The sequence below is a fragment of the Stenotrophomonas sp. YJH_SMC_4 genome (genome assembly GCF_059371575.1).
This window is the reverse complement of sequence record NZ_JCAFUR010000001.1, coordinates 502,997-529,128: the sequence shown is the minus strand read 5'-3', so window position 1 is coordinate 529,128 and position 26,132 is coordinate 502,997. Positions and strand designations below refer to the sequence as shown.

Sequence of the window (26,132 nt, the reverse complement as noted above, 5' to 3'; positions counted from 1 at the left end):
ATCGCGCGGGCCCGTGCCTGACCGGATACACCATGACTGCTTTCGACAAACACCAGGTTTCCCGCTTCCGCTTCGTCCGCTGCGAATTCGCCGCGGAGACCGGCGTGGCCAGGCTGGTCTATGCCTTTGATGACGGCCCGGAGATGGTGGAGACCATCACCGTGCCGGGCGCCCCGTTCGTGCTGGACGAGGCGCGTGCCGCCGCCGTGCAGCGTGCGCTGCAGCTGCTGCACCTGATCGCCGGTGTCAGCTACTACAAGGCGGGCGTGCCGGAGACGGTCAGCATCGACAGCTACAGCATCGATGCCGATACCGCCGCACTGGTGGAGACCATTTACCTCAACGGCCTGGGCGAATTCGCCTACCGCAATGGCCTGAACCTGCGCGGCCGCTTCCGGTTGCCGGTGCAGGGCGAGGCCGTGCAGGCGCCGTCGCTGGGCCTGCAGCCGCACGCGCTGGTGGCCATCGGCGGCGGCAAGGATTCGCTGGTCAGCATCGAAGCGCTGCGCCGTGCCGGCGTGGACGAAACCGTGACCTGGATCGGTGGCTCGCAGCTGATCCGTGCGTGCGCCGAGCGCACCGGCCTGCCGACATTGAACCTGGGCCGCACGCTGGCACCTGAACTGTTCGAGTTGAATCGCCAGGGCGCATGGAACGGCCATATCCCGGTGACGGTGGTGAACTCGGCGATCATGGTGCTGGCCGCGTTGCTGCACGGCGTGGACCAGGTGGTGTTCTCCAACGAGCGCTCGGCCAGCTACGGCAGCCAGATTCCGGGCACCGGCGAAGTGAATCATCAGTGGTCCAAGGGCTGGGCCTGCGAGCAGGCGTTCGGCAGCCATGTGCAGAAGTACGTGGCGGCGGACCTGCAGTACTACTCGCTGCTGCGCCCGATGTCCGAGCTGGCGGTGGCCCGCCAGTTCGCCAAGAGTGACTTCTACGACGCGCATTTCTCCAGCTGCAACCGCAACTTCCACATCCTCGGCGAGCGCCCGGTGAACCGCTGGTGCGGCGTCTGCCCGAAGTGCCACTTCGTGTTCCTGGCGCTGGCCCCGTTCATGCCCAAGACGCGCCTGGTGCGTATCTTCGGCCGCAACCTGCTGGACGATGCCGAGCAGGCCGGTGGCTTCGATGCGCTGCTGGAATTCCAGGACCACAAGCCGTTCGAGTGCGTGGGCGAAGGCCGCGAATCGCGTGCGGCGATGGCGACCCTGGCGCAACGCCCGGAGTGGAAGGAAGACGTGCTGGTGAAGCGCTTCTGCAACGAGATCCAGCCGCAGCTGGATGCCGCCGAACTGGAACTGGCACCGCTGCTGCAGCTGCAGGGCGAGCACCGCGTTCCGGCTGCGCTGTGGGAACGGGTGCGTGAAGATTTCGAAGCTTGAAGGAAAGCGCGTTGCGCTGTGGGGCTGGGGCCGTGAGGGCCGCGCCGCGTTTGCGGTGCTGCGTGAGCGCCTGCCCACGCTGCCGCTGAGCCTGTTCTGCCCGGCGGCTGAAGTCGAGGCCGCGCGTGCGGAAACGCAGGGCGTGCTGGACGTGCGTGGCGAGCCTTCTGCTGAAGCGCTGGCCGCGTTTGACGTGGTGATCAAGTCTCCCGGCATCAGCCCTTACCAGCCAATCGCGTTGGCGGCGGAAGGGCAGGGCACCCGCTTCATTGGTGGCACCGCGCTGTGGTTCGCCGAACACGCGGCCGACGATGGCATCGTGCACGACACCGTGTGCGTGACCGGTACCAAGGGCAAGAGCACCACCACCGCGCTGGTTGCGCACCTGCTGCGTGCCGCCGGCCATCGCACCGGCCTGGTGGGCAACATCGGCCTGCCGCTGCTGGAAGTGCTGGATCCGCAGCCCGCGCCCGAGTACTGGGCGGTGGAACTGTCCAGCTACCAGACCGGCGAAGTGGCACGCAGTGGCGCCCGCCCGCAGGTGGCGGTGGTGCTGAACCTGTTCCCGGAGCATCTGGACTGGCACGGCAGCGAACAGCGTTACATCGAAGACAAGCTGCGGCTGGTGACTGAAGCCGCACCGCGCATCGCCGTGCTCAATGCCGCCGATCCGCACCTGGCCGCGCTGTCGCTGCCCGACAGCGAGGTGGTCTGGTTCAACCAGCCGCAGGGCTGGCACATGCGCGGTGACATCGTGCATCGCGGCGAACAGCCGGTGTTCGATACCCGCAACACGCCGCTGCCGGGCCGCCACAACCGCGGCAACCTGTGCGCGGTGCTGGCCGCGCTGGAAGCGCTGGGGCTGGATGCCGTGGCGCTGGCGCCGGCGGTGCAGGACTTCCGTCCGCTGCCCAACCGCCTGCAGCGCATCGGCGTGGCCGATGGCCTGACCTACGTCAACGATTCGATCAGCACCACGCCGCATGCCAGCCTGGCTGCGCTGGAGTGCTTCGCCGGCCAGCGCATTGCGCTGCTGGTGGGCGGGCACGACCGTGGCCTGGACTGGACCGATTTCATGCAGCACATGGCGCACGACGTGCCGCCGGTGGAGATCGTGACCATGGGCAGCAACGGCCCGCGCATCCACGCCATGCTGCAGCCGCTGGCCGATGCCGGTCGCTTCGGTCTGCATGCGGCCGGTGACCTGCCCGAAGCGATGGCGTTGGCACGCGCCGCGCTGGGTGCGCAGGGCGGGGTGGTGCTGCTGTCCCCGGGTGCGCCGAGCTTTGGTGCGTACCGCGATTACGTGGCGCGTGGCCGTCATTTCGCCGAGCTGGCCGGATTCGACCCGGACAGCATCAGCGCGATTCCGGGGTTGGGCATCGCCTGAGGGGTCGGATCCCTTTCCGCAGGAAAGGGCTCTGACCCCAACGGGATTCTGGCCGGCAACCCTCCGGAGAAATTCATCCACGCATGGCGTGGATCTACTGCTCCTCGTCGATGAACGCGTAGCCGCCGTCGATCAATTGCTGCAGATACGCATCGAAGCTGGGGGCGATCACCGCATAGCTGTCCGGGTCGTGCAGGTAGCGCACCACCTGGCCGACCGTGCCGCCCGGTGCGGGGTTGAAATCCAGGTAAAGCATCGACGTGCCGCCGTTGTTCATGCAGTGCGAGAAGCACAGGCGGCGGTTCATCGGCAGATCCGCGTCGATGCCTTCACCCAGAATCTCCGGCTCGTCATCCAGCCACTCTTCGTAGATCGAACGGATGCTGTCGTCCCATTGCTGCTGGTCCTCGAAGATCTGCGCGACCGAACGCAGGTAGTACGGGTAGCCCCCGTCTTCCACGTCCGAGCCGAGCATCAGCACGCAGACCCCGCCGCCGGGGTACTCGCGCAAATGGGTGCCATCGACGCGGGACAACAGTTCCACCAGGCTGTCAGGCACCTGCGGCCATTGCATGCGCAGGCGCTGCAGGTCTTGTGCGCTGGCGCCCTGGACGTGAGCCCATTGCGGGGCATCGTCGGCAGGCAGGCGTGGGATCAGGCCAGACAGAAAGCGGTCAACAAGGTTCATGCGAAAAAGGGGACGGAGGGGATTAAGTCGTATCCAACCACACCTGCGTCACGTCGCCAATGCAGAATGCGACGCGGGAGGGGCGAATACGGCTTAATCCCCTCCGTCCCCTTTTTCTTGCGGAGCAGGCGCATGAATCGTTGGCGATGCGGTGTGGCGGTGATGCTGGGGCTGGCGGCGATGCCGGCGTGGGCGGCGATGAAGACGCAGCCGGTGGAGTGGAAACACCAGGGCACGACCTTCAGTGGCGTGCTGGTCTATGACGACGGCGACAACGACAAGCGCCCGGGCCTGGTGATGGTGCCGAACTGGAAGGGTGTGAACGAGTCGGCCATCGAGAAGGCCAAGCAGCTGGCGGGCGATGATTACGTGGTGCTGGTGGCCGATGTGTACGGCAAGGGCGTGCGGCCGAAGACCGATGCCGAGGCCGGGCCGGTGGCGACCAAGCTGCGCAACGACCGGCCGTTGCTGCGGGCACGTGCGCTGGAAGCGGTGAACGTGCTCAAGGCGCAGGCCGGCAAGGTGCCGCTCGATGCCAGCCGGATCGGTGCGGTGGGCTTCTGCTTTGGCGGCACCACGGTGCTGGAGCTGGCCCGTGCAGGTGCGCCGTTGGCCGGTGTGGTCAGCCTGCACGGCGGGCTGGGTTCACCGCTGCCGGCGCAGGCCGGTGGCAGTCACCCGTCGGTGCTGGTGCTCAACGGTGCCGACGACAGGAGCGTGACCGCCGAGGATATCGCCGGTTTCCAGAGGGAAATGAACGCGGCCAAGGTCGACTGGGAGTTCACCAACTACAGCGGGGCGGTGCACTGCTTCGCCGAGCGCGATGCCAACAGCCCGCCGGGGTGCCAGTACAACGAGCGGGCGGCCAAGCGCGCGTGGAAGGCGCTGGATGAGTTCTTCGAGGAGCGCTTCGAGAAACGTTGATCCGCGCAGCGGTAGTGCCGGCCGCTGGCCGGCAACCTCATGATGCTGCGGATGTCATCGGGAATGCCGGCCAGCGGCCGGCGCTACCGGATGCGGTCAATGCGAGCGTTTCCGTGCCGACCAACGGTCGGCACCCACCGGAATGCCGGTGGGTGGGTGCCGACCGTTGGTCGGCATACCTCAACCCATCAATGCGAACGCTGCACCGCGTAACGCGCCAGGCCACGCAGGGCCGCCACGGCATCGTTGTCGCCCAGGCCATCGAGCGCGCGCTCGGCGGCTTCGGCATATTCCTCGGCACGCGCGCGGCTGTACTCCAGGCCGCCGGTAGCACGGATCGCGGCCAGCACTTCCGGCATCGCCGAAGCGTCGCCGTCCTGCACGATGGTGCGCAGGCGCTCGCGGGTGGCGTCGTCGGAGTGGGCCATCGCGTGGATCAGCGGCAGCGTGGCCTTGCCCTCGGCGAGGTCGTCGCCCAGGTTCTTGCCCAGTTCCTCGGCATTGGCCGAGTAGTCCAGCACGTCGTCGGCGATCTGGAACGCGTAGCCCAGATGCATGCCGTAGTCGAACAGGGCCTGCTGGGTGGCTTCGTCCACGCCGCTGGCCAGCGCACCCAGGCGGGTGCCGGCGGCGAACAGAACCGCGGTCTTGCGCTCGATCACACGCAGGTAGGCGGCTTCGTCGGTATCCGGGTTGTGCACGTGCAGCAGCTGCAGCACTTCACCCTCGGCGATGCGGTTGGTGGCGTCGGCCAGGATCTGCATCACCGGCATGCGCTCCAGCTCGACCATCAGCTGGAAGCTGCGCGAGTACAGGAAGTCGCCGACCAGCACGCTGGGCGCGTTGCCCCACAGCGCGTTGGCGGTGCTGCGGCCACGGCGCAGGCTGGATTCGTCCACCACGTCATCGTGCAGCAGGGTGGAGGTATGGATGAACTCGATGATCGCCGCCAGCTGGTGGTGCTCCGGACCGGCCTGGCCGACCGCGTGGCCGGCCAGCATCACCAGCATCGGGCGCAGGCGCTTGCCGCCGGCGGAAATGATGTGGTCGGCAATCTGGTTGATCAGCACGACGTCCGAAGACAGCCGGCGCCGGATCAGGGCGTCGACGGCGGCCATGTCGGCCGCGGCAAGCGACTGGATCTGGGGCAGGCCCAGGGCGGGACGGGTGTCTTCGGTGATGGTCATGCGATCAGGCTTTCAGGCTCACCACCGATTATAGGCGCTGGCCGTGAATTCGGGCGCAAACCGGGCTGGCCGGCGTTCCCGGCCCCGCAAACGCTGCCGCCTGCGTGAATACGTATGCAGGTTGCGCCATGCCCGCGAGGCCGCCGCTAAGCTTGCCGGAACAGGATTTCGGCCCGCTTCTGGCGGGTCCCGCATGCCCGGAGGGGGGCTGTCGATGTCGCACTATCCATGGTGGCGCGGAGCCGTCATCTACCAGATCTACCCGCGCAGCTACCTCGATGCCAACGGCGATGGCGTGGGCGACCTGCCGGGCATCATCCAGCGCCTGGACCATATTGCCGCGCTGGGCGTGGACGCGATCTGGATCTCGCCGTTCTTCAAGTCGCCGATGGCCGACTTCGGCTACGACATCGCCGACTATCGCGACGTCGACCCGCTGTTCGGCAGCCTGGACGACTTCGACCGTCTACTGGCCAAGGCGCACGACCTGGGCCTGAAGGTGATGATCGACCAGGTGTTGAGCCATACCTCGATCGAGCACGCCTGGTTCCGCGAGAGCCGCCAGGACCGCAGTAATCCGAAGGCCGACTGGTACGTCTGGGCCGACCCGCGCGAGGACGGCACCCCGCCCAACAACTGGCTGTCGCTGTTCGGCGGCGGCGCCTGGCAGTGGGAACCGCGCCGTGAGCAGTACTACCTGCACAACTTCCTGGTCGACCAGCCGGACCTGAACTTCCACAACCCGGACGTGCAGCAGGCCACCCTGGACAATGTGCGGTTCTGGCTGGACCGCGGCGTGGACGGCTTCCGCCTGGATGCGATCAACTTCTGCTTCCACGACGCGCAGCTGCGCGATAACCCGCCCAAGCCGGCGGACAAGCGCGTGGGCCGCGGCTTCAGTCCGGACAACCCGTACGCCTACCAGTACCACTTCTACAACAACACCCAACCGGAGAACCTGCCATTCCTGGAGCAGCTGCGCGCGCTGCTGGATGAGTATCCGGGCGCGGTGAGCCTGGGCGAGATCTCGTCGGAAGACTCGCTGGCCACCACCGCCGAGTACACCCAGGACGGGCGCCTGCACATGGGCTACAGCTTCGAGCTGCTGGTGGACGACTACAGCGTGGCCTACATCCGCGACACAGTCTCCCGGCTGGAAGCGGCGATGACCGAAGGCTGGCCGTGCTGGGCGGTTTCGAATCACGATGTGGAACGCGCGGTCAGCCGCTGGGGCGGCTATCCGGCCGATCCGCGCCTGGCGCGGATGCTGGTGGCGATGCTGTGCTCGCTGCGCGGCTCGGTGTGCCTGTACCAGGGCGAGGAGCTGGGCCTGGCCGAGGCCGAGGTGCCGTTTGAGGCGCTGCAGGACCCGTATGGCATCACCTTCTGGCCGAATTTCAAGGGCCGCGACGGTTGCCGCACCCCGCTGCCGTGGACCGACGCTCCGCTGGCTGGCTTTACCTCCGGCACGCCCTGGCTGCCGATCCCGGCCGAGCACCGGGCGGCGGCGGTGGCCGTGCAGGAGCGCGACCCGCACTCGGTCCTGGCGGCGTTCCGCGCCTTCCTGGCCTGGCGGCGTAGCCAGCCGGCGCTCCTGCATGGCAGCATCCGGTTCATTGAAAGCGCCGAGCCAGTGCTGCTGTTCGAGCGTATGCTTGCAGATGAAACCCTCCTGCTGGCCTTCAACCTGTCGGCCGAAGCGGTGAGCCATCCGCTGCCGCCGGGCAACTGGCAGCAGGTGGCGGTGCCGGGCCCGGATGCGGGCACGGTGCAGGGCAATGAACTCCAGCTGCCGCCGCGCGCGGTGTATTGCGCCCGACGCAGCTGACCGTTTTCTCCGGTGGCGGTACTTGCGGGGACGGGGCCGAAGCGCCCCGTCCCTTTTTTGTGGGTGGGATTGCGGTGAAGGGCATCCACGCAAAAGAAAACCCGCTGCCTGCGCAGCGGGTTTCCGGTCCTGCTCCCCTTGTGTTGCCGGCCAGCGGCCGGCACTACCCGGTCGTGGTCAGAACTTGTAGTTCACGCCCAGCATGTAGGTGCGGCCCCATTCGATGTACTCCAGCGGGCGGTCCTTGCTGCCGGCGTAGGTGCGGTACGGCTCGTTGGTCAGGTTGCTGCCCTGCAGCAGCAGGGTCAGCCCCCGCAGGGCGCTGCTGTCGCTGAAGGTGTAGCTGACCTGCGCATCGGTCACGTTTTCGCCCACCACGTAGCGCAGGCTGCGATTGCCGTTGAAATTGCCGATCTCACCGATGAAGTCCGAACGTCGGCGCTGGCTCACGCGTGCCTCAAAGCCGCTGCGCTCGTAATAGGCGGTGAAGTTGTACACGCGCTTGGACAGACCCGGCAGGCTGATCGGGTCACTGCCCACGCTGGACGCGCTTTCCGGATCCAGGATGGTGATGTCGCTCTTGTTGAAGGTCGCGCTGGCCTGCACGCCGAAGCCACGCAGGCTGTCGGTCAGCATGTCCAGCGGGAACGATGCGGTCAGCTCCAGGCCCTTCAGCGTGCCGCCCTTGCCGTTCTGCGGTGCGGAGAAGGTGCCGGTGGTCAGCACCGGTGCGGTCATGCCCGGCGGCGGTACGTAGCTGCCCAGCAGCGCGGTGAAGTCGTAGTTGTCCACCGACTGGGTGTAGACGTAGCTCTTCAGGTCCTTGTAGAAGATCGCGGCGGCCACGTAAGCCTTCTCGCCGAAGTACTTCTCATAGGACAGATCCAGCGCGGTGGCACGCCATGGGTCCAGCAGCGGATTGCCGCCACTGCCGCCGGGGCGGCCGGTGCCGGTGTCCACGCCGAATTCGAGGCCGGCACGCATCTGGTCCACGCGCGGGCGTGCGACCTGCTTGGCGGCGGCAAAGCGCAGCGTCTGCTGGTGCGGGAACATGAAGGCCAGGTTCAAGCTCGGCAGCCAGTCGTTGTACTTGCGGCCTGCGGAGTACGGCTGGATGTTGCTGCCGGCCGGCTGCGAGCTGTCCCAGTAGCGCGAATCCGAGCTCTGGTCGGTGTGCTGCATCTGCACGCCGATGTTGCCGCGCACGCCGACCACGCCGATGTCGGTGTTGATGTTCAGGCGCGCCCACGCGGTGGTGATCTTTTCCTGCACCGTCCACGACTTGGGAATCAGGTAGTCCAGGTTGTCGACCGGGTTGAAGGTCATGTAGCGACCGACCGCGGCCGGCACGTTCCAGGCCGGGATGGTGCCGAGGCCGGCGAAGCTCAGGTCGACCGGGCGGTACTGCAGGTCCGAGGCGATGTTGGCATCACCCTGTGCACCGAGCAGGATGTTGCCTTCGGACTGGGTCTTCACCTTGCGGCGGTCGGCATAGTTCACGCCGATGTCGAGGTCTGGCGCCCACGAGGCAATGGCCTCGGGCAGCGCAATCGTCGCGGCCAGCTTGCCGCCCTTCAGGCGGTCTTCCACCTGCGGCACCTTGCCGTAGCCGGAACCGTAGATGGTGTTGGTCAGGAACAGCGCGTCGGGATTGGAGTAGTTCAGGCCCGGGCTGATCTGCGAGAAGCCGTTCTGACGGATCGACACGCCGACCGTGTCCAGCTGCGGCATCGGGGTCAGCTGCAGGTTGTTTTCCAGGTTCAGCTCAGCGCGCGTGGCCTTGGAGTAGTTCAGGTCGGCGACCAGCTTGACGCCGCCGAAGTTGAACTCGTTGTTCCAGCCGAACGCATCGATCTTGTCCTTGCGCTTGTTGTACATGCCGCGCACCAGCGGATACACGCCGCTGGCGGTGCCGCCGGTGAACGAGCCGTTGGCGTTGATCTGCGGGTTGCTGACCAGCAGGCCCGGGGTGTAGTTGCCGTTGTAGTTGCTGAGGTTCAGCTCGAACTGGTTGGCGGTGTCGATCTGCTCGGCTTCGGTGTGGAACGCATCGAAGGTGCTGGTCCAGCTGTTGTTCGGCCGGAACTGGATCGTGGCCATCACGCCGTCGCGCTTGTTGTTGCCGGTGCGGCGCAGCGCCTTGATGCCATCGGAGAAGTAGGTGCCGGCGCCCACGCCCGGGCGCTCGCCCTTGTCGGTGTGTTCGGTGGTCCACGGTTCGTACAGGCCGACCTGGTTCTCCTGGATCGGCATGTCGCTGTGCGCGTAGCCGATGGCAATGCCCAGGGTCTTGTCCAGGAACTGGTCGATGTAGCTGGCGCTGAAGCGGTTGCCGTACGGATCGACGTTGGCGGCGCGGCCCAGCGAACTCTTCTGGTAGCGGCCGCTGACCGCGATCACGCGCTCGCCAAAGCTGAGCGGGCGTGCAGTCTGCATGTCGATGGTGCCCGACAGGCCCTGGCCGACCAGCGCCGCGTCCGGGGTCTTGTAGACGGTCACGCCGTTGACCAGCTCGGACGGGTACTGGTCGAACTCGACACCGCGGTTGTCGCCGGTGCTGACCACTTCACGGCCATTGAGCAGGGTGGTGGCGAAGTCCGGCGACAGGCCGCGCACGCTGATCACCTGCGCACGGCCGGCCACGCGCTGGGCGGCCAGGCCGGGCAGGCGCGAGATGGATTCGGCGATGCTGACGTCGGGCAGCTTGCCGATGTCTTCGGCGGAAATCGCCTCGACCACCGAGGTGGCGTCCTGCTTGACCGCGATCGCGTTCTCGATGCCGCGGCGGATGCCGGTGACCTGCACCGTATCCAGGTTGGTGGCGGCGGTGGCGGCCGGCGTGGTGGTGCTCTGCGTGGACTGTGCCGACGCCAGCGTCGGCGCCAGCACAACGGCCAGCGCGAGACTCAGCGCACTGTGCTTGTGGTTCAACATTTTCCCCTCCCAGGCAATGTTGCAGATCGATTTGTGAGCGTTCCGGCGGTGCCGTGAACGTGCGACGCGGTGGCCGCTGTCGTCGCCGCTATGGTAGGCAGCGCATTCTTCGCGGGAATCACCCTGCATACGTATTCAATGGCGTCTGCAGGGGTGTAATCGCTTTCAGATCCTGCTTGCGGTGGTGCCGGCCAGCGGCCGGCACTACCGGGGCATTCACAGCGGCGTGAAGCGAATGGCCTGCCCACCGCCCGGTGCCAGCACCAGCGTCAGTGCATCGGCACTGGTCACCTCGCGGGTTTCGCGTGCGAACGCGAACGGGTTGCTGCGGAAATCAGCGCCTTCACCATCACGGTAGATCTCGGCGCGATAGCGCACGCCCGGCTCCAGGAAGCCCAGCGATACCGGCAGCACGCGTCCGTGTTCATCCGTGATGCTGCCGAGGAACCAGTCGCGGCTGTTGCGGTCGCGGCGCACGATCGTCACGTAGTCGCCCACCTCGCCATCGAGCACGCGGCTCTGCTCCCAGTCCACCGCCACGTCCTCGATGAAACGGAACGCCTCGCGGTGCTGCAGGTAGTGTTCGGGCAGGTCCGCGGCCATCTGGATCGGGCTGTACAGCACCACGTACAGCGCCAGCTGGCGGGCCAACGTGCTGGGGATGGCCTGGCCGTGGCGGCCCTTCAGGCTGAGGATGCCGGGGGTGTAATCCATCGGCCCGGCCAGCATGCGGGTGAACACCAGGTTGGCCTCGTGCTCCGGCGGGTTCGGCGGCTGGCCCCAGGCGTTGTACTCCATGCCGCGCGCGCCTTCGCGCGAGATCCAGTTGGGGTAGGTGCGGCGCAGGCCGGTGTCCTTGATCGGCTCATGCGGGTTCACCGACAGGTGCCGGCGCGCAGCCTCCTGCACCACCTTCAGGTGATGGCGGGCCATGAACTGCCCGTCGTGCCACTCGCGCCACAGCGGGCCCCCCGTGGGATTGCGGCGGTCGACCTGGCCATCGTCGCAGACGTAGCCGGTCTTGAACTGGTCCACGCCCAGCCGTGCGTACAGGTCCAGCGCGGCGCCCAGCTGATCCTCGTAGTGCTCGATGGCGCAGCCGGTTTCATGGTGGCCGATCAGGTGCACACCCTTTTTCAGGCCATATGCCGACAGCGCTTCAATGTCGAAATCGGGCGTGGCCCGGGTGAAATCGAAGTCGTAGCCGTTGCCCACCCACATGCCGTCCCAGCCCGGGTTCCAGCCCTCCACCAGCACGCCGCGGAAGCCATGCGCGGCGGCAAAATCGATCACCTTCTTCGTCTTGGCGGTGGTGGCCGCGTGCTTCGGCCCGGTGGCCCAGCTCTCGTTGTCCAGGTGCATCGACCACCACACGCCCACGTACTTGGCCGGCTTCACCCAGCTCACGTCGCCCAGCGCATTGGGCTCGTTGAGGTTGAGGATCAGGTCCGATTCGACCAGGCCGCCGGCGCGGTCGGCAATCTGCAGCGTGCGCCAGGGCGTGGCGAAGGGCAGGGCACGGCGCACCTTCCAGCCTTCGGCCGAGGGTGACAGCTGCGCGCGCAGGCGTTGTCCCTCGGTTCGCCGCAGCCACATGCCGGCGTAGTCCACCAGCGCGGCCTCGTGAATGGCCACATGCAGGCCATCGCGGCCGCGCAGGGTCATCGGCGTATGCACCAGCGGCACCTCGCGCAGCGGCGTGCGCTGGTACAGGTATTCGTAGTGGATCGGTTCGCCGGCGGGAATCCACCAGGCGGTGGAATCCTGCGCGATGGCGAACTCGGTCAGCTCGTCATCGATGATCGCTTCGTGCAGGTTCGGCTGCTCGGGGAACACATAGCGGAAGCCAACGCCATCGTCGTAGACGCGGAACACCACGTCCAGCCGCCGCTTGCTGCCGGTGGTTTCGGCCAGCTGTACGGTCAGCTCGTTGAAGTGGTTGCGGGTGAGCCGGCGCTCGCCCCACGGCTGCTCCCAGCGGTCATCGACGCTGCGCCGCTGCTGGCCAAGCAGGGCGAAATCGCGGTCCAGGCGACCGTCGCGCAGGGTAAAGCCGAGCTTCGAATCCTCCACCACGGGCTCGTCGAAACGCTCGACGCGATAGCGGGCGGTGCCGCCGTCCAGCACGAGACTGACCTTGAGTATCTTGCCCGGTGACTCGACGCTGGCCACCTGTGGCGTGGCCTGTGCCAGCGTGGCCCAGGCCAGCAGGGCCAGACCGAGCAGGTGCGCGATTGCCGCGCGTACAGCAGTGGGTGACATCGGCAGTTCCCCTCCCAAGGCGCCGTTGGCAGACCCGGACCATAAGCCAGTGCGGCAGGCGTGCTACCGCGTGGCGCCATGAATACGTATGCAGCTGGACGCAGCCGACAGCCCCGCGTCTACCATGGGGCCAAGGCACCTTGAGGGAGGGGCCGCGCCCGCCCGCCGGCAACGACGGTGCGGACCTACAACGCGTGCAGAGAGGGAGGGAGGCCGACGGGCGCAAGCCGGTCCGCCGCTTCGATGCTGAAGATCATTTGCCTGACCGCTGCCCTGGGGGCAGCGCTGGGATCGACCGCGCAGGCGGCCGACCTGCAATTCGACGGCCGCCATGCGCGCGCCGAAGCCGCTGCCAACGGCAGCTTCGTGCTGCATGCGCCGAAAGGTGAGGTGCGTATCGCGCCGATGCCGATGCGCAGCCAGACCGGTAGCGTGATGTTCGACGCGTTGTTCGCGCTGGCCCAGCAGGAGATGGACCAGGACCGCGTGGACGCGATTCGCGATCCCGCGTTCGACGAAGGCCGGCCGGTGCCGTGCGAGTGTTTCCAGACCGGCGCGCGCTGGCCCTATGTGTGGACCCGCGATGTCAGCTTCGCCGCCGATCTGGCGCTGGCGCGGCTGGACCCGCAACGCACGAGGCAGTCGCTGCAGTTCAAGCTGTCGGCGGCGCGCGACGGGCACACGCCCGGCCTGTTCGTGGCGCAGGACACCGGTTCCGGTGGCAGCTGGCCGATCAGCAGCGATCGCGTGGTGTGGTTCCTGGCGGCCCGTCATCTGCTGGAGGATCGCGCGTTTGCCGACCAGGTCTGGCAGGCGCTGAAGGGCACGCTGGCGCAGGACCGCGCGATGGTGTTCGACGCGCAGGTGGGCCTGTACCGTGGCGAGACCTCCTTCCTGGACTGGCGCGAGCAGACCTATCCGGACTGGACCCGCGAGGACGTGCGCTTCATCGGTGATTCCTACGCACTGTCCACCAACGTGCTGCACTACCAGGCATTGCGCCTGGCCGAACGCCTGGCCGGCCAGCACGGCGACGCCCGCGGGGCCAACTACAAGGCGTGGGCCGATGCGTTGGCGCAGCAGATCGATGCGCGCTTCTGGCGCGAGGATATCGGCCAGTACATGAGCTACATCGGCGAAGCCGCGCACCCGGTGCCGTACGCCAAGGTCGATCTGCTGGGCCTGTCGCTGGGCATCCTCGCCGGGGTGCTGCCGCCCGAGCGCGCGCGCCGTGCACTGGCTGCTTACCCGATGGGGCCAGCCGGCAGCCCCGTGGTCTGGCCGCAGGAAGCGCAGCAGCCGATCTACCACAACCGCGCGATCTGGCCGTTTGTCAGCGCCTACTCGCTGCGTGCGGCGCGGCAGCTGGACGATGCGCCGCGCATCGCCGCCGAGATCCGTTCGCTGATGCGGGGCGCCGCGCTGGCCGGTTCCAACATGGAGAACTACGAGCTGGTCAGCCAGGCCGTGCATGTCGAGGAAGGCGCGCTGAGCGGCCCGGTGGTCAACTCCGAACGCCAGCTGTGGTCGGTGGCCGGGTATCTGTCGATGGTGGTCGAAGGCGTGTTCGGCGTGCAGGACGATGGCCGCGTGCAGCCCAAGCTGCCGGCCGCGCTGGTGCCGGAACTGTTCGGCACGCAGCGCAGCATCAGCCTGGAAGTCACTGGCAAGCGCTATGTGGTGGAGCGTCCGCAGAGCGTGGGCGATGGCTTGCTGGTGGCGGGCAGGACCACCACGCGCGGCACGACCACCACGGTGCAGCTGGTGACTGCCCCGGCAGCAACAGGCTTCGCTGCCACGACTGCGGATGCCAACGCGCGTGCGCCCGCAACACCGGCGGCACCGCAGGCCCTGCGCAGGGGCACGGGTTGGAACGTTCCGGTGCAAGCCGGGCAGGTTCTGTGGAAGGACGGCAGGGCCGTCGTCGCCAGCAATGGCCAGGTGCAGATCAGCGACGATGGGCTGCAGCATTGCCTCAGCCTGACCCGACGCGAAGGCGCGTTGGAATCGCTGCACAGCCCAATGGTCTGCGTCGGTCCGCAGCAGGTGCTGAAGGGTGCGCAGCGCTGGCAGTTCACCTCGGCCAAGGCCGGGCAGGTTCGCCTGCGCCTGCAATATCGAAACCCGAACGGGCCGATCAACACCGGCGTCACGGCTGCGGTCAAGCAGCTGGTGCTGCAGTGCCCGGGCCAGCCGTTGCAGCGGCATACGGTCACGCTGCCGCACAGCGTGGCCGTGCAGGACTCGACCTCGGCAACATTCACGGTGCCAAAGGGGCAATGTACGGTCGCGCTTGAAGAGGGCTTCAACATGAGCGCGCTTGAACATTTCGCGCACTACACCGGTGGCAAGGGCGGCCGCGAGGGCGTGCTCAACCATGCCCAGGTGCAGGCGCTGACGGTGGCGCCGGTGGCGATGGAAGAGGGTGCACGATGAATCGTCCCGCCAAACCGCAGCTGTCGTTCTGGCAGATCTGGAACATGTGTTTCGGCTTCCTCGGCATCCAGTTCGGGTTCGCCCTGCAGAACGCCAACGCCAGCCGCATCTTCGAGACGCTGGGTGCGGACATCGACGCGGTACCCGGGCTGTGGATTGCCGCGCCGCTGACCGGCCTGCTGGTGCAACCGGTGATCGGTTACCTGTCCGACCGCACCTGGACCCGCTGGGGTCGTCGTCGTCCGTACTTCATGATCGGTGCGGTGTTGACCACGCTGGCGCTGCTGGTGATGCCGAACTCGCCGACGCTGTGGATCGCGGCCGGCACGCTGTGGGTGCTGGATGCTTCGATCAACGTATCGATGGAGCCGTTCCGTGCCTTTGTCGGCGACCAGCTGGCGCCACGCCAGCGTCCGGCCGGCTACGCGATGCAGAGCTTCTTCATCGGCGTGGGCGCCATCGTCGCCAGCTTCCTGCCATTCATCCTGGCCCACTTCGGCGTTGCCAACACCGCGGCCGCCGGGGAAGTGCCCGACACTGTGCGCTATGCGTTCTACTTCGGCGCGGTGGTGCTGCTCGCGGCGATCACTTGGACGGTGGTCAGCACCCGCGAATATTCACCAGCGGAGCTGGCCGGGTTCGATGATGCCGAGCCACCGGAACATCACGCGGCGGCCGCGATCAACGGCCCGGCTTCATGGACGCGGGTGACCCTGTGGCTTGGGTTGGGTGTGTTGCTGGCGCTGCTGATCACCTGGCGGCAAGGCGACAGGATGCTGTACGTGCTGGCCGGCCTGTGCGCCGGCTACGGCCTGCTGCTGGCGGCGGCGCGCGCGCTGCCGGCCACGCATATGCTGGCCGCCATCGTCGGCGACCTGCGCGCGATGCCGGTCACCATGCGCCGCCTGGCGTGGGTGCAGTTCTTCTCGTGGTTCGCGCTGTTCGCCATGTGGATCTACACCACCGCTGCGGTGGCCGGTACCCACTTCGGTTCGACCGATCCACAGTCGGCCGCCTACAACGAAGGTGCCAACTGGGTGGGCGTGCTGTTTGGCGCCTACAACGGCTTCGCTGCGCTGGCGGCGGTGCTGATTCCGCCGATGGTGCGTGCGATCGGCCTGCGCTGGAGCCACCTGGTCAACCTGTGGCTGGGCGGCGCCGGCCTGGTCTCGCTGATGTTCATCCGCGACCCGCACTGGCTGCTGCTGTCGATGGTGGGTGTGGGCTTTGCCTGGGCCTCGATCCTGTCGTTGCCGTATGCACTGCTGTCCGACAGCGTGCCGGCGTCGAAGATGGGTGTGTACATGGGCATCTTCAATTTCTTCATCGTGATCCCGCAGCTGGTGGCGGCCAGCGCGCTTGGCTTTGCCCTGCGCGCATGGCTGGGTGGCCAGCCGATGCATGTGCTGGTGCTGGGCGGCTGCAGCCTGTTCCTGGCCGGCCTGTGCGTGCTGCGGGTTCCGTCCCGTCCGGAGGTGGTGTGATGCGTGGTGTCCTGGCTGTTGCTGTTTCCCTTGCCCTGTTCGCCGGCCAGGCCGCGGCCGCGCCGCGCCCGGACTACGTCGGCACCACCGAGCCGTTCGCCAGCGATGCGGTGTACTTCGTGGTCACCGACCGCTTTGTCAACGGTGACCCGTCCAATGACCATCGTGACCAGGGTGGCGCGCACCGCACCTTCGATATCCCGGTGCCATGCCCGGACAAGGTGGACGGCAACATCGGCTATCTCGGCGGCGACTTTCGCGGCGTGCTCGACAATGCGCAGTACATCCGCAACCTGGGCTTCGGTGCGGTGTGGATCACGCCCATCGTCGACAACCCGGACGAGGCCTTTACCGGCAGCAAGCCGATCAGCTGTACCAGCACGCTGACTGATCGTGGGAAGACCGGTTACCACGGCTACTGGGGCATCAATTTCTACAAGCTCGACGAGCACCTGCCGAGCAGGGGCCTGGACTTCGCCGGGCTGACCAAGGGCCTGCACGGTGCTGGCTTGAAGGTGGTGCTGGATATCGTAGGCAACCACGGTTCGCCGGCCTGGACCATGCCGACACGGCAGCCGCAGTTCGGGCAGATCTTCGACAAGGACGGAAAACTGATCGCCGACCACCAGAACCTGCCGCCGCAGAAACTGGATCCGAAGCACAACCCGTTGCACGCGTTCTACAACAACATCGGTCCGGTCGACAGCAAGGACGGCTCGATCTTCGACGGCAACCTGGCCGAGCTGTCGGACTTCAACCAGGACAATCCGGCGGTGATGGACTACCTGGTCGGCGCCTACCTGCAATGGACCGCGCAGGGCGTGGACGCATTGCGCATCGACACCATCGGCTGGCTGCCGCACCCGTGGTGGCATGAATTCGTCAAGCGCATCCGCGCCGAGCATCCGGGCATGTTCATGTTCGGCGAAGCGTTCGACTACGATGCCGCGCGCATCGCCGAGCACACCTGGCCCGCCAACGCGAACGTGAGCGTGCTCGATTTCCCATTGCGCGGCGCGCTGGAGCAGACCTTCGGCACCGCCGGCAAGGGCTTCGAAACCCTGGCCGAGCCGCTGCACCTGAGCGGCGGACCGTACGCCAACCCGTACGAGCTGATGAGCTTCTACGACAACCACGACATGCCGCGCCTGCAGGCCAGCGACGATGGTTTCATCGATGCGCACAACTGGCTGTTCACCGCGCGCGGCATTCCGGTGGTCTACTACGGTTCGGAGACGGGCTTCATGCGTGGCCGTGCCGAGCATGCCGGCAATCGTGCGTACTTCGGCCAGCCGCGTGTGGATGCGGCGCCGAAGAGCCCGATCTTCGCGCCGCTGCAGCGTATCGCCAGGCTGCGCGAAGCCACCCCGGCGCTGCAGCGCGGCCTGCAGGTGAACGAGCGCCTGCAGGGCGATGAGGCAGTGTTCTTGCGCGTGCTGCAGCATGGCGAGGTGGCGCAGACCGCGCTGGTGCTGCTGAACAAGGGCGACCACGCCAGGACCCTCACCGTGGCGCGTTTCGTCCAGTCCGGCCGCTGGCGCGATGCGCTGGACGGCGGTTCGTTGCAGGTGAACGGTCCGCTGAAGGCCGACGTGCCCGCGCACGGCGTGAAGGTCTATGTGCTGGACGCTGCCGTGCAGCAGCCGGCGCTGCAGGCCGAGCTGGACAAGGCGATGGCCGACCAGAAGGCGCGGGACCAGCGTCTGGGGCGGTAGTGCCGGCCGCTGGCCGGCAGCCCCGGATTCCGGGTACCTGCAGCTGCCGGCCAGTGGCCGGCACTACCGGGTTTGGCCGCATCCGGCACAATAGGCACCCCTCACGCCCCGCCGTATCGCCATGACCGACCTCGCCCCGCAGACCCCGATCGAAACCCTGCTGAAGGCGGCGATGGACGGGGCGGTGCCGATCCGCACCTTCATGGAAGCCTTCGTCGCTTCCGAGGTAGTGCTGCTGACCGGCAGCCTGGTCACCCCGGACGGCAGCGGCTTCGACCCGCTGCTGTTCGACAAGCAGGGCACCCTGCATGTGGCGGTGTTCACCGATCCGTCGCGGGTGGGCGTCTACAGCCAGCAGGCCGAACACCAGATCCGCTGGCTGATGCTGGACGTGCTGCGCCGCGTGCCGGGTGGCTACGGCGTGGTGATCAACCCGGGTACTTCGCTGGGCTTTGAGATCTCGCCCAGCGGCGTTGGCGAGATCCTGAAGGACTTCGCCCAAGGCTGAGTTGCCGTCGCGCCATTTGTAACGCCGAGCCATACTCGACTGCCTTTCGCGCATGGCTTGATGTGTCGAGCATGGCTCGACTTTACAGAAGGCTTCCCTTCGGGCGCCGTCCATGATCCCCTTGGGTGACATCGGGATCGAGGCATTGCCATGGAATTCAGGGGACTACCCGCCGACGCACCGGAACGGCAGCAATTGGCCCGGTGGTACCACGCGGAATGGGGCCAGGACGCCGGCCTGACAGTGGAACAGGAACTGCAGCGGCTCAATCCGCCACAGGATGCCGAAGGTTTCCCGCACCTGATCGCCGTATTCGATGACGGTCAGGTGGTTGGCGCAGTCCAGCTCAAGCGGCGGGAAATGCAGGCTTTCCCACAGTACGAACATTGGCTGGGCAGCGTGTTCGTGGCCGACAGCCATCGCGGGCGTGGGCTGGCTGGCGCGCTGGTGGAGCAAGCAGCGGCGCAGGCGGTGCGGATGGGGGTTTCCGATCTCTACCTGCAGACCGAGGCCCTGGACGGTGGGCTGTATGCGCGTCTGGGCTGGAAGCCGCTGGAGGAAGCCGACAACCGCAGCTATCGCGTGCTGGTGATGGTGCGCAGGTTGGCCGCATGAGCGTATCCACGGCACGCCATTCCCGCTCGGCCCTGATCTTCCTGATCGCGGCGATCGCTGCCGCGCTGGTGTCCATGCCCCTGCTGCGCGCGGTGGGCATGGTGCTATGGCCGGTGTTCGTCATTGCCTGGCTGATCAACCTGGGCGCGGCCTGGCATCTGGCCCAGTGGGCGCGCCAGCAGCGCCGTTCGGCGTGGGCGTTCGGGTTGCCGGCGGCGCTCGGCACCGTCGCCTCGATCGTGTTCTATGTACTGCTGGCGTTGCTTGGGCCGAAGGCCAGGCCTCAGCCGGAAATCACCGGCTGAGTGCTTCGTTCCACTCGTTCCACAGGACACCGTCCACGGCGGTGAGCAGTGTCTGCTGGACCTCGATCAGCGTGTTCATCTCATCCAACACCGCCTCCAGGTCGGTGATTGAGATCTCGAATCTGGCCGTGCACTGGCTCATGGCATGTACGTGTTCAGTGCCATGCGCTAGCGCGATGGCTTCCTGGAGAACATGGGGCGCGTCGTTGAGAGAGAGCCGCAGGCGAACGTCTTCATCGCCCGTAATGAGAACACTGTTCCCACCCAGCTCCAATTCGAGCTCAAGACCACCGTCGGCCAATACCTCGGCTGCCCAGTTCAGTGATGCTGAGATTCCGTGTGCGGCGAAGTAGATATGGCTGGATGTCATCGCGGCCTCTCGAAGGTGCACGGAGAGTATCGCTTGCCTTGAAATGGAATCTGGTGGTGTCCCTGCATCTCTGGCCAATCAGGACTTTAAATGACGCAATTGGGCGTGGCATGTCGTTTCTGTCTGCAGCAGTGATGCCAGCCATTTGACTGGCACCACCGCATACCTCACATCGTTACCTTGCGCCGGTTGTCATCGCTCACCCGGTCGATCAGCTTGTTGTACGGGTCGAAGCCCGCTTCATCCGGCTTTTCGTCCACCGTTACCGTGATCTTCGGATCGGCGCTGGTGATGTGGTGGCGCTGCAGGTACAGCACCTTCTGGTCGCGCTCCTTGCCCGACGGCCCATTGGCGAACACGCCGACCTCGACCCAGTCATCCATCTTTCCGTCGCTCTCCTTGCCCTTGCCGTCGGCGTACTGCTTGGCGGCGTGCAGGTCCAAGGTCACGTCGTAGCGGCCGTCATCGCGCTTGCGGGCGCTGGCGGCCATCACGCGGTTGTCGTAGAAGCTGATCTTCTCGAACAGGTCGGTGACCAGCTGCTGGCGGTCGGCCGGGGTGTCGGCGCGGATGTAGTCCAGCAGCTCGCGTGAGGTGGTGTACGGCGGTTGCTGGTACCCCTTGTCCTGCAGGAAGCGCTTCAATGCGCGGTTAAGCGCCTGCTCGCCGATCTCCTCGCGCAGCCGGTAGAACACCAGCGAACCCTTCTGGTAGTGGATGTACTGCTGGTTCTCCACACGTTCCAGCGGCTGTTCCTCGATGGCCTCGCCGCCGCGGCCGGACAGGTAGCCGTCCAGTTCGCGCTTGAGGAACTGGCGCATGTGCTGGCGGCCGTACTCCTGCTCCATCACCATCAGCGCAGAGTACTGCGACAACGATTCGGACAGCACCGTCGCGCCCTGCACGTTGGCACCGATCACCTGGTGCGCCCACCACTGGTGTGCGATCTCGTGCGCGGTCACGTAGAACACGTAGTCCACCTTGTCCGGGTCACGCAGGTCGGCGATGAAACCGATGGCCTCGGAGTAGGGGATGGTGTTGGCGAACGACTGCGCGAAGCGCGCATAGCCTGGGAACTCGATGATGCGCACCTGGCGATGCTGGTACGGGGTGAAGTTCGCCTCGTAGTAGGCCAGCGATTTCTGCACCGCTTCGATCATACGGTCCACGTTGTAGCCGTGCGCCGGGTCGAAGTAGACCTCCACCGGGATGTTCTTGTACTTCGCCCTGCGTACCTCCCAGCGTGCCGACAGGTAGGCGTAGAAGTTCAGCATTGGCCGGTCCATGGCGTAGCTGAAGCAGCGCCGGCCACTTACCGTGGTCTCCTTCAGAAGGTAGCCCGGCGCCAACGCCACCTGGTCCGGTGCCGTGCAGACCGTGGTGCGGAAGTCGAGCCAGTCGGCATCGTTGGCTATGTACGTGTTGGCACGCGCGGCTTCGTCTTCCAGCTTGGGCATGCGCCGCGGCTCACCCAGGTCGCGTTTGCGCCGCTCGTTGCGGTCGCTGATCTCGGCGCCTTCGTTGTAACCGAAGGAAGGCAGTACGCGGCTGTTGAAGAAGGTGCCGTTGTCGACGATGTTGCTTGGTGCCTGGCCCGCGGTGATGCCGTTGGGCTTCTGCACCACCCGGAAATGCACGCTGCGGGTTTCACCCGGTTGCAGCGGTTTCTGCAGGCGGTAGATGCGGTAGCCGAGATCGGCGTCATGCATCGAAAGGGTCTGCCCACCCAGGTCGACCGCGACCAGCTGCTTGTCATCGCCCATCGAGACGTGCACGTCCTGGATCGGCGTGGCGTGGGTATTGCGCACCGTCCAGTTCGCATCGATCACCATCGACTGCGATTCCGGGAACAGATCCACGCGGTTGTCCACCGCCACGATGCGGGGCTGCGGCAGCGTGCGGTACTTCGACAGCTCGCGCTCGTAGCGGGCCTGCAGATCCAGCTGTTGGTCGGGCGAGATGAACTCGTTGCGGATGTTGGTGCTCCAGTACAGCCAGCCGCCCACGGCGACAAAGGCCAGGGCGGCCACTGCGGCGAAGGCACCGGTCGGGCCGCGCAGGCGACGGCCGGCCAGGGTCATGCGCTGGCGCAGACCCTGGCTGACACCTCGTACCCAGAAGGCCGACGCCAGGCACATCAACGTCAGCAGGAACAGCGCCCAGTAGCCCTGGAACACCAGTTGCCCGGTCAGGAAGTGGCCGTAGCCGTTCATGTCCGAATAGGGTGCGTTGGGCCAGCTGCCGAAGTTGTACAGGTTCTGCGTGTAGTCGAGCATGCCCAGCACGCCTTGGCCGATCATCACCACGATCAGCAATGCGTAACCGACGAACTTGTTGTTGGTGAGCACCTGCAGCACCAGCGCCAGGCCCCCCATGAGGATGTAGACCACCGAATCCAGCGCCAGGCTGCGCAGGTACAGGAGCGGCTCCAGATGCGTGTAGCCCTTGGCCAGCTGCACGCCCATCGCGGCCAGCGCGCCGGCGGCCTGGAAGCAGACGATCACGGCCAGCAGTGCGGTGAACTTGGCCAGCAGCGGCACCCAGTTCGGCACTGGCATGGCATCGGTCACTTCATTGATGCGCGCACTGCGTTCCTTCCAGACCAGCTCACCGGCGAAGAACAGCACGATGATCACCAGCAGCCAGCTGAAGGCCCCCTGCAGGCCCATGATCATCTGCGAGGTGACCGGCCAGATCGAGGTGCCGTACAGGGTCTGCCGGAACAGCGCGCTGGGCAGGAAGTTGGCCAGGCCCAATACCAGCAGCACGATGAACGGCACGCTGCGCAGGACGCCGCGTGTATCGAAGCGGACCTGGCGCAGGAACTGCTGCCACGCCGTGCTGGCAGTGAACGCCGGTATCACGCGCGGCAGTGTCGCGCGGGTGGGGCGGACCACGCTGGCATCGGCAGCCGGTTGCGCCTGCCTGCGGCCCCAGCGCGGACGGCCACTGCCGCTGCGTTCGGTGCGGAACAGCGCGAAGGTGGCGGCGAACAGCGCGGCAGCCACGCCCAACCACAGGGCGCGGTTGGCCAGCAGGTAACCGGCCAGCTCGGGAATCCCGTTGTTGCGTTCGGCAGTGGACCAGTAGCGGATGGTACGGCCGAGTGCGCGCATGCCCAGCGGTTCGCTCAGCACCGCGATCCACGTATTGTCGATGTCGCGCAGCAGCGCCGCGCTGGCGCCGTACAGGACCAGGTAGGCCACCAGGCCGATGTAGACCCAGAGGATCGAGCGGGTCAGCGCTGCCAGCAGCGACAGCAGCGCGGTGGTGAACAACAGGTTCGGAATGACGATGACCGCGAACGTCCAGGCATAGCCCTGCCAGCTGATCGGGCCCATGCGTTCGGGATCGACCCAGGGCATGAACGGCGCCAGCCACAGGCCGAACGCGATCAGGATGTAGACCAGCAGCCCGGCCGCCAGGGCGGCAGCGATGCGCCCGGCCAGGTAATCGCGGCGCTTCACCGGGCTGGCGAAGATCAGTTCGGCAGTGCCGAGTTCGAAGTCACGCAACAGCGCGTTGCTGACGAACAGCGCGGTGACCAGCATGCCGAGCAGGGTGAAGATGCCCAGCATCTGCGCGATCACGGTGGGCGCGTTGCTGTGCACGTTGCCGGTGCCGCCACCGATCTGCACGGCGTCGCTGGACGCTGCGGCAAAGGCAAGCAGGGCGAACAGCCCGGCCAGCAGCCACAGCAGCGGGGAACGCAGCTGCTCGCGCAGTTCGAAGCGGAAGAAATTGAAGATCATGGCGTGCTCCGCTCAGGCTGCCGCGCGGGCACGGGCCTGCAGGCGCAGGCGCTGGAAGTACACGTCCTCGAGGTCGGGAGCCACGGCTGCGAAGCCGTCGCCGGGGTCGTTGGTGCTGTGCACGTGGATCACCGGGCGACCACCGACCAGGCGGGTGGACAGCACCACGTAGCGTGCCTCGTGGTCGGCCAGTTCCGAAGGATCAACCTGCTTGCGCCAGACCTGGTGCTGCAGGGCGTCGATCGCTTCGGCAGGACGGCCGGTCAGCAGCACCTGGCCCTTGTTCATGATCGCCATCGTCGGACACAGATCGGTCACGTCCTCGACGATGTGGGTGGACAGGATCACCGCCACGTTCTCGCCGATGGCCGCCAGCAGGTTGAGGAAGCGGTTGCGCTCTTCCGGGTCGAGGCCGGCGGTGGGTTCATCGACGATCACCAGCCGCGGGTCACCCAGCAGCGCCTGGGCAATGCCGAAGCGCTGGCGCATGCCGCCGGAGTAGGTGCCCAGCTTGCGCTTGCGGGCATCCCACAGATTCACCTGCTGCAGCAGCCCATCGACCACCTCGCGGCGCTGCGCGCGCTGGGTCAGGCCCTTGAGCACCGCGAAATGCTCCAGCAGGTCCAGCGCGCTGACTTTCGGATACACGCCGAAATCCTGCGGCAGGTAGCCCAGCCGGCGGCGCACCGCGTCCTTGTCGCGCAGCACGTCGATCGGCGCCTCGCCTGGAATGCTGAGCGTCGCCGTTCCGCTGTCGGCCTCCTGCAGGGTGGACAGCGTGCGCATCAGCGACGACTTGCCGGCGCCGTTGGGGCCGAGCAGGCCGAACATGCCGCGCGGGATATCCAGGTTGACGTTGTTGAGGGCGTGCACGCCGTTGGCGTACGTCTTGGACAGCGAATCGATCTTCAGCACTTGGCAGCTCCAGTAGAAGAGGCGGACCGAGGTGGAATCGACCGGGCTACCTGAAATCAGGTTGCCTGGCCTTGAAGGCTGAAACTCTGGGACGTGCAGCCTCAACGTCCTATAGGACGTGTCCCAGAGTCATGGATACTCGTGGGTGTCCTGCAGGCACTGAGCTGCAACACCGGATTGCATGCGATGGGCTCTTGTCCGGATGCCAGCCGGCAGTTCAGCAGACGAGCGCTACCGATGTTCCCTGTGTGCGTCGTGGTTATCGCTCACGGGCAGGCAGGCGTCATCCGCCGTTGGTCATGGGGGGAGAATTCCGCCGTCGCACGTTGGGGCGTGGCGGGAGGCCTGGCGGCGCCTACCGGCGCAGCGACGATTCCCGCACCACCAGCTTCACCGGGATGCTCTGGCTCTCCACCGGCTGTCGGCCGATCAGCGCCAGCAGGCGTTCCACCAGCAGCTGGCCGGCCTGCTTGGTGTCCTGCTGCACCGTGGTCAGCGCCGGGGATACCGAGGCTGCCAGCGGGATGTCGTCGAAGCCGGTCACCGCTACGTCCTGTGGCACCCGCAGGCCGGCCTCGCGCAGGGCCCGCATCGCGCCGATGGCGATCAGGTCGCTGGCGGCGCAGATCGCATCGATCGGTTCACCGCGTGCCAACAGTGCCTGGCAGGCTTCCTGGCCGGAAGCCTCGGTGGTGATCGCATCGTGCTGCAGCGTCGGTTCGGCGGCCAGGCCGTGGTCCTGCAGGGCCGCGACATGGCCGCGGTAGCGCTCCTGGAATTCGGGGTAATGGCTGGAGGCATGGCCGAGAAAGGCGATGCGGTGGCAGCCCTGCTGCAGGAGGTGGGTGGTGATGTCATGCCCGCCCTGGAAGTTGTCGCTGCCGATCGAGACACCGGGTTGGCCGGGCAGGGCGGCGCCCCAGCGCACGAAGTGCGTGCCCTGTTCGACCAGCTGCTGCAGGCGGTCGCGCGATTCGTGGTAGTCGCCGTAGCCGAGCAGGATGATGCCGTCGGCCTTGTTGCTGTCCTCGTAATCGGCCTGCCAGTCGGTGGACAGCTGCTGGAACGAGACCAGCAGGTCCTGCCCATGCAGGGCGCAGGCACGGGTGATCGAGCCCAGCATCGAGTGGAAGAACGGGTTGATCAGCGAGTCGTCGTTGGTCGGGTCCTCGAAGAACAGCAGGGCCAGCGTGCCGGCGTTGCGCAGGCGCAGGCTGGAGGCGTTCTTGTCGACCTTGTAGTTCAGTTCGCGGGCGATGCGCAGGATGCGCTCGCGGGTCTCGGCATTGACCATCGGGCTGCCTCGCAGGGCCCGCGACACGGTCGGCTGGGAGACCCCGGCCAGGTGGGCGATGTCCAGGGAGGTGGCTTTGCCTTTGATCGTCATGGGAACGGATAGGGAACGTGCAGCGATCATGATGCCATGAGGCTGGC

General features: G+C 66.6%; 18 protein-coding genes. 10 read left to right on the top strand and 8 right to left on the bottom strand.

Translation table 11 applies throughout. The annotated features are described in order from the left end of the window. Positions 1 to 32: 32 nt before the first annotated feature. Both murL and murD read left to right on the top strand, forming a co-directional pair. Complete coding sequence (gene murL, locus AC5P9F_RS02440; protein ID WP_043034178.1) at positions 33 to 1,385, top strand: UDP-N-acetyl-alpha-D-muramoyl-L-alanyl-L-glutamate epimerase; 1,353 nt, start codon at positions 33 to 35, stop codon at positions 1,383 to 1,385. Continuing rightward, a complete protein-coding gene (gene murD, locus AC5P9F_RS02435; RefSeq protein ID WP_043034177.1) occupies positions 1,366 to 2,775 on the top strand; it encodes a UDP-N-acetylmuramoyl-L-alanine--D-glutamate ligase in 1,410 nt (469 codons plus the stop codon). The genes murL and murD overlap by 20 nt, the downstream gene beginning before the upstream one ends. Before the next feature lie 94 nt (positions 2,776 to 2,869). Here murD and AC5P9F_RS02430 read toward each other — a convergent pair whose 3' ends face one another. Then, on the bottom strand, positions 2,870 to 3,463 hold the full coding sequence (locus tag AC5P9F_RS02430; RefSeq protein ID WP_495231885.1) for an SMI1/KNR4 family protein: 594 nt from the start codon (positions 3,461 to 3,463) through the stop codon (positions 2,870 to 2,872). A gap of 132 nt (positions 3,464 to 3,595) precedes the next feature. Here AC5P9F_RS02430 and AC5P9F_RS02425 point away from each other — a divergent pair, with 132 nt between their 5' ends. Then, a complete protein-coding gene (locus AC5P9F_RS02425; RefSeq protein ID WP_100437970.1) occupies positions 3,596 to 4,387 on the top strand; it encodes a dienelactone hydrolase family protein in 792 nt (263 codons plus the stop codon). A gap of 188 nt (positions 4,388 to 4,575) precedes the next feature. On the opposite strand, the gene AC5P9F_RS02420 is transcribed toward AC5P9F_RS02425, so the two are convergent. Continuing rightward, positions 4,576 to 5,574, bottom strand: coding sequence for a polyprenyl synthetase family protein (locus AC5P9F_RS02420; RefSeq protein WP_005408451.1), 999 nt, complete (start codon positions 5,572 to 5,574; stop codon positions 4,576 to 4,578). A gap of 214 nt (positions 5,575 to 5,788) precedes the next feature. On the opposite strand from AC5P9F_RS02420, the gene AC5P9F_RS02415 reads away from it, so the two are divergent. After that, complete coding sequence (locus tag AC5P9F_RS02415) at positions 5,789 to 7,402, top strand: alpha-glucosidase (RefSeq protein WP_044569629.1); 1,614 nt, start codon at positions 5,789 to 5,791, stop codon at positions 7,400 to 7,402. A 177-nt stretch (positions 7,403 to 7,579) separates the two neighbouring features. Here AC5P9F_RS02415 and AC5P9F_RS02410 read toward each other — a convergent pair whose 3' ends face one another. Both AC5P9F_RS02410 and AC5P9F_RS02405 read right to left on the bottom strand, forming a co-directional pair. Further along, a complete protein-coding gene (locus tag AC5P9F_RS02410) occupies positions 7,580 to 10,336 on the bottom strand; it encodes a TonB-dependent receptor (RefSeq protein WP_162292021.1) in 2,757 nt (918 codons plus the stop codon). A 216-nt stretch (positions 10,337 to 10,552) separates the two neighbouring features. Continuing rightward, entirely contained in the window at positions 10,553 to 12,604 is a 2,052-nt protein-coding gene (locus tag AC5P9F_RS02405; protein WP_099524223.1) for a glycoside hydrolase family 97 protein, read from the bottom strand. Positions 12,605 to 12,841: 237 nt separating this feature from the next. On the opposite strand from AC5P9F_RS02405, the gene AC5P9F_RS02400 reads away from it, so the two are divergent. The 6 genes from AC5P9F_RS02400 to AC5P9F_RS02375 all read left to right on the top strand — a co-directional run bounded on the left by AC5P9F_RS02400 (position 12,842) and on the right by AC5P9F_RS02375 (position 19,661). Then, positions 12,842 to 15,034 (top strand): glucosidase family protein, encoded by a 2,193-nt coding sequence (locus AC5P9F_RS02400; RefSeq protein ID WP_100437971.1) that lies wholly within the window; start codon positions 12,842 to 12,844, stop codon positions 15,032 to 15,034. Next, complete coding sequence (locus AC5P9F_RS02395) at positions 15,031 to 16,518, top strand: MFS transporter (RefSeq protein WP_012479383.1); 1,488 nt, start codon at positions 15,031 to 15,033, stop codon at positions 16,516 to 16,518. The genes AC5P9F_RS02400 and AC5P9F_RS02395 overlap by 4 nt, the downstream gene beginning before the upstream one ends. After that, positions 16,518 to 18,233, top strand: coding sequence for an alpha-amylase family glycosyl hydrolase (locus AC5P9F_RS02390; RefSeq protein WP_044569633.1), 1,716 nt, complete (start codon positions 16,518 to 16,520; stop codon positions 18,231 to 18,233). Before AC5P9F_RS02395 ends, AC5P9F_RS02390 begins: the two co-directional genes overlap by 1 nt. Before the next feature lie 121 nt (positions 18,234 to 18,354). Further along, a complete protein-coding gene (locus tag AC5P9F_RS02385; RefSeq protein ID WP_043034169.1) occupies positions 18,355 to 18,741 on the top strand; it encodes an SseB family protein in 387 nt (128 codons plus the stop codon). A gap of 150 nt (positions 18,742 to 18,891) precedes the next feature. Continuing rightward, the gene (locus AC5P9F_RS02380; protein WP_012479386.1) at positions 18,892 to 19,356 is read left to right on the top strand and encodes a GNAT family N-acetyltransferase; all 465 of its coding nucleotides are present in this window, start codon (positions 18,892 to 18,894) and stop codon (positions 19,354 to 19,356) included. Then, positions 19,353 to 19,661, top strand: a complete 309-nt coding sequence (locus AC5P9F_RS02375; protein WP_100437973.1) for a hypothetical protein — start codon at positions 19,353 to 19,355, stop codon at positions 19,659 to 19,661. The genes AC5P9F_RS02380 and AC5P9F_RS02375 overlap by 4 nt, the downstream gene beginning before the upstream one ends. Here the strand turns inward: AC5P9F_RS02375 and AC5P9F_RS02370 are convergent. The 4 genes from AC5P9F_RS02370 to AC5P9F_RS02355 all read right to left on the bottom strand — a co-directional run bounded on the left by AC5P9F_RS02370 (position 19,651) and on the right by AC5P9F_RS02355 (position 26,085). Next, positions 19,651 to 20,031 carry a hypothetical protein gene (locus tag AC5P9F_RS02370; RefSeq protein WP_100437974.1) on the bottom strand — a complete coding sequence of 127 codons (381 nt, stop codon included), beginning with the start codon at positions 20,029 to 20,031 and terminating at the stop codon, positions 19,651 to 19,653. The two genes, AC5P9F_RS02375 and AC5P9F_RS02370, sit on opposite strands and share 11 nt — an antisense overlap. A 167-nt stretch (positions 20,032 to 20,198) precedes the next feature. Next, positions 20,199 to 23,783, bottom strand: coding sequence for an ABC transporter permease/M1 family aminopeptidase (locus tag AC5P9F_RS02365; protein WP_100437975.1), 3,585 nt, complete (start codon positions 23,781 to 23,783; stop codon positions 20,199 to 20,201). 12 nt (positions 23,784 to 23,795) lie between these two features. Further along, positions 23,796 to 24,698, bottom strand: a complete 903-nt coding sequence (locus AC5P9F_RS02360; RefSeq protein ID WP_100437976.1) for an ABC transporter ATP-binding protein — start codon at positions 24,696 to 24,698, stop codon at positions 23,796 to 23,798. Between the two features lie 355 nt (positions 24,699 to 25,053). Continuing rightward, positions 25,054 to 26,085 (bottom strand): LacI family DNA-binding transcriptional regulator, encoded by a 1,032-nt coding sequence (locus tag AC5P9F_RS02355; protein ID WP_100437977.1) that lies wholly within the window; start codon positions 26,083 to 26,085, stop codon positions 25,054 to 25,056. Positions 26,086 to 26,132: the final 47 nt, after the last annotated feature.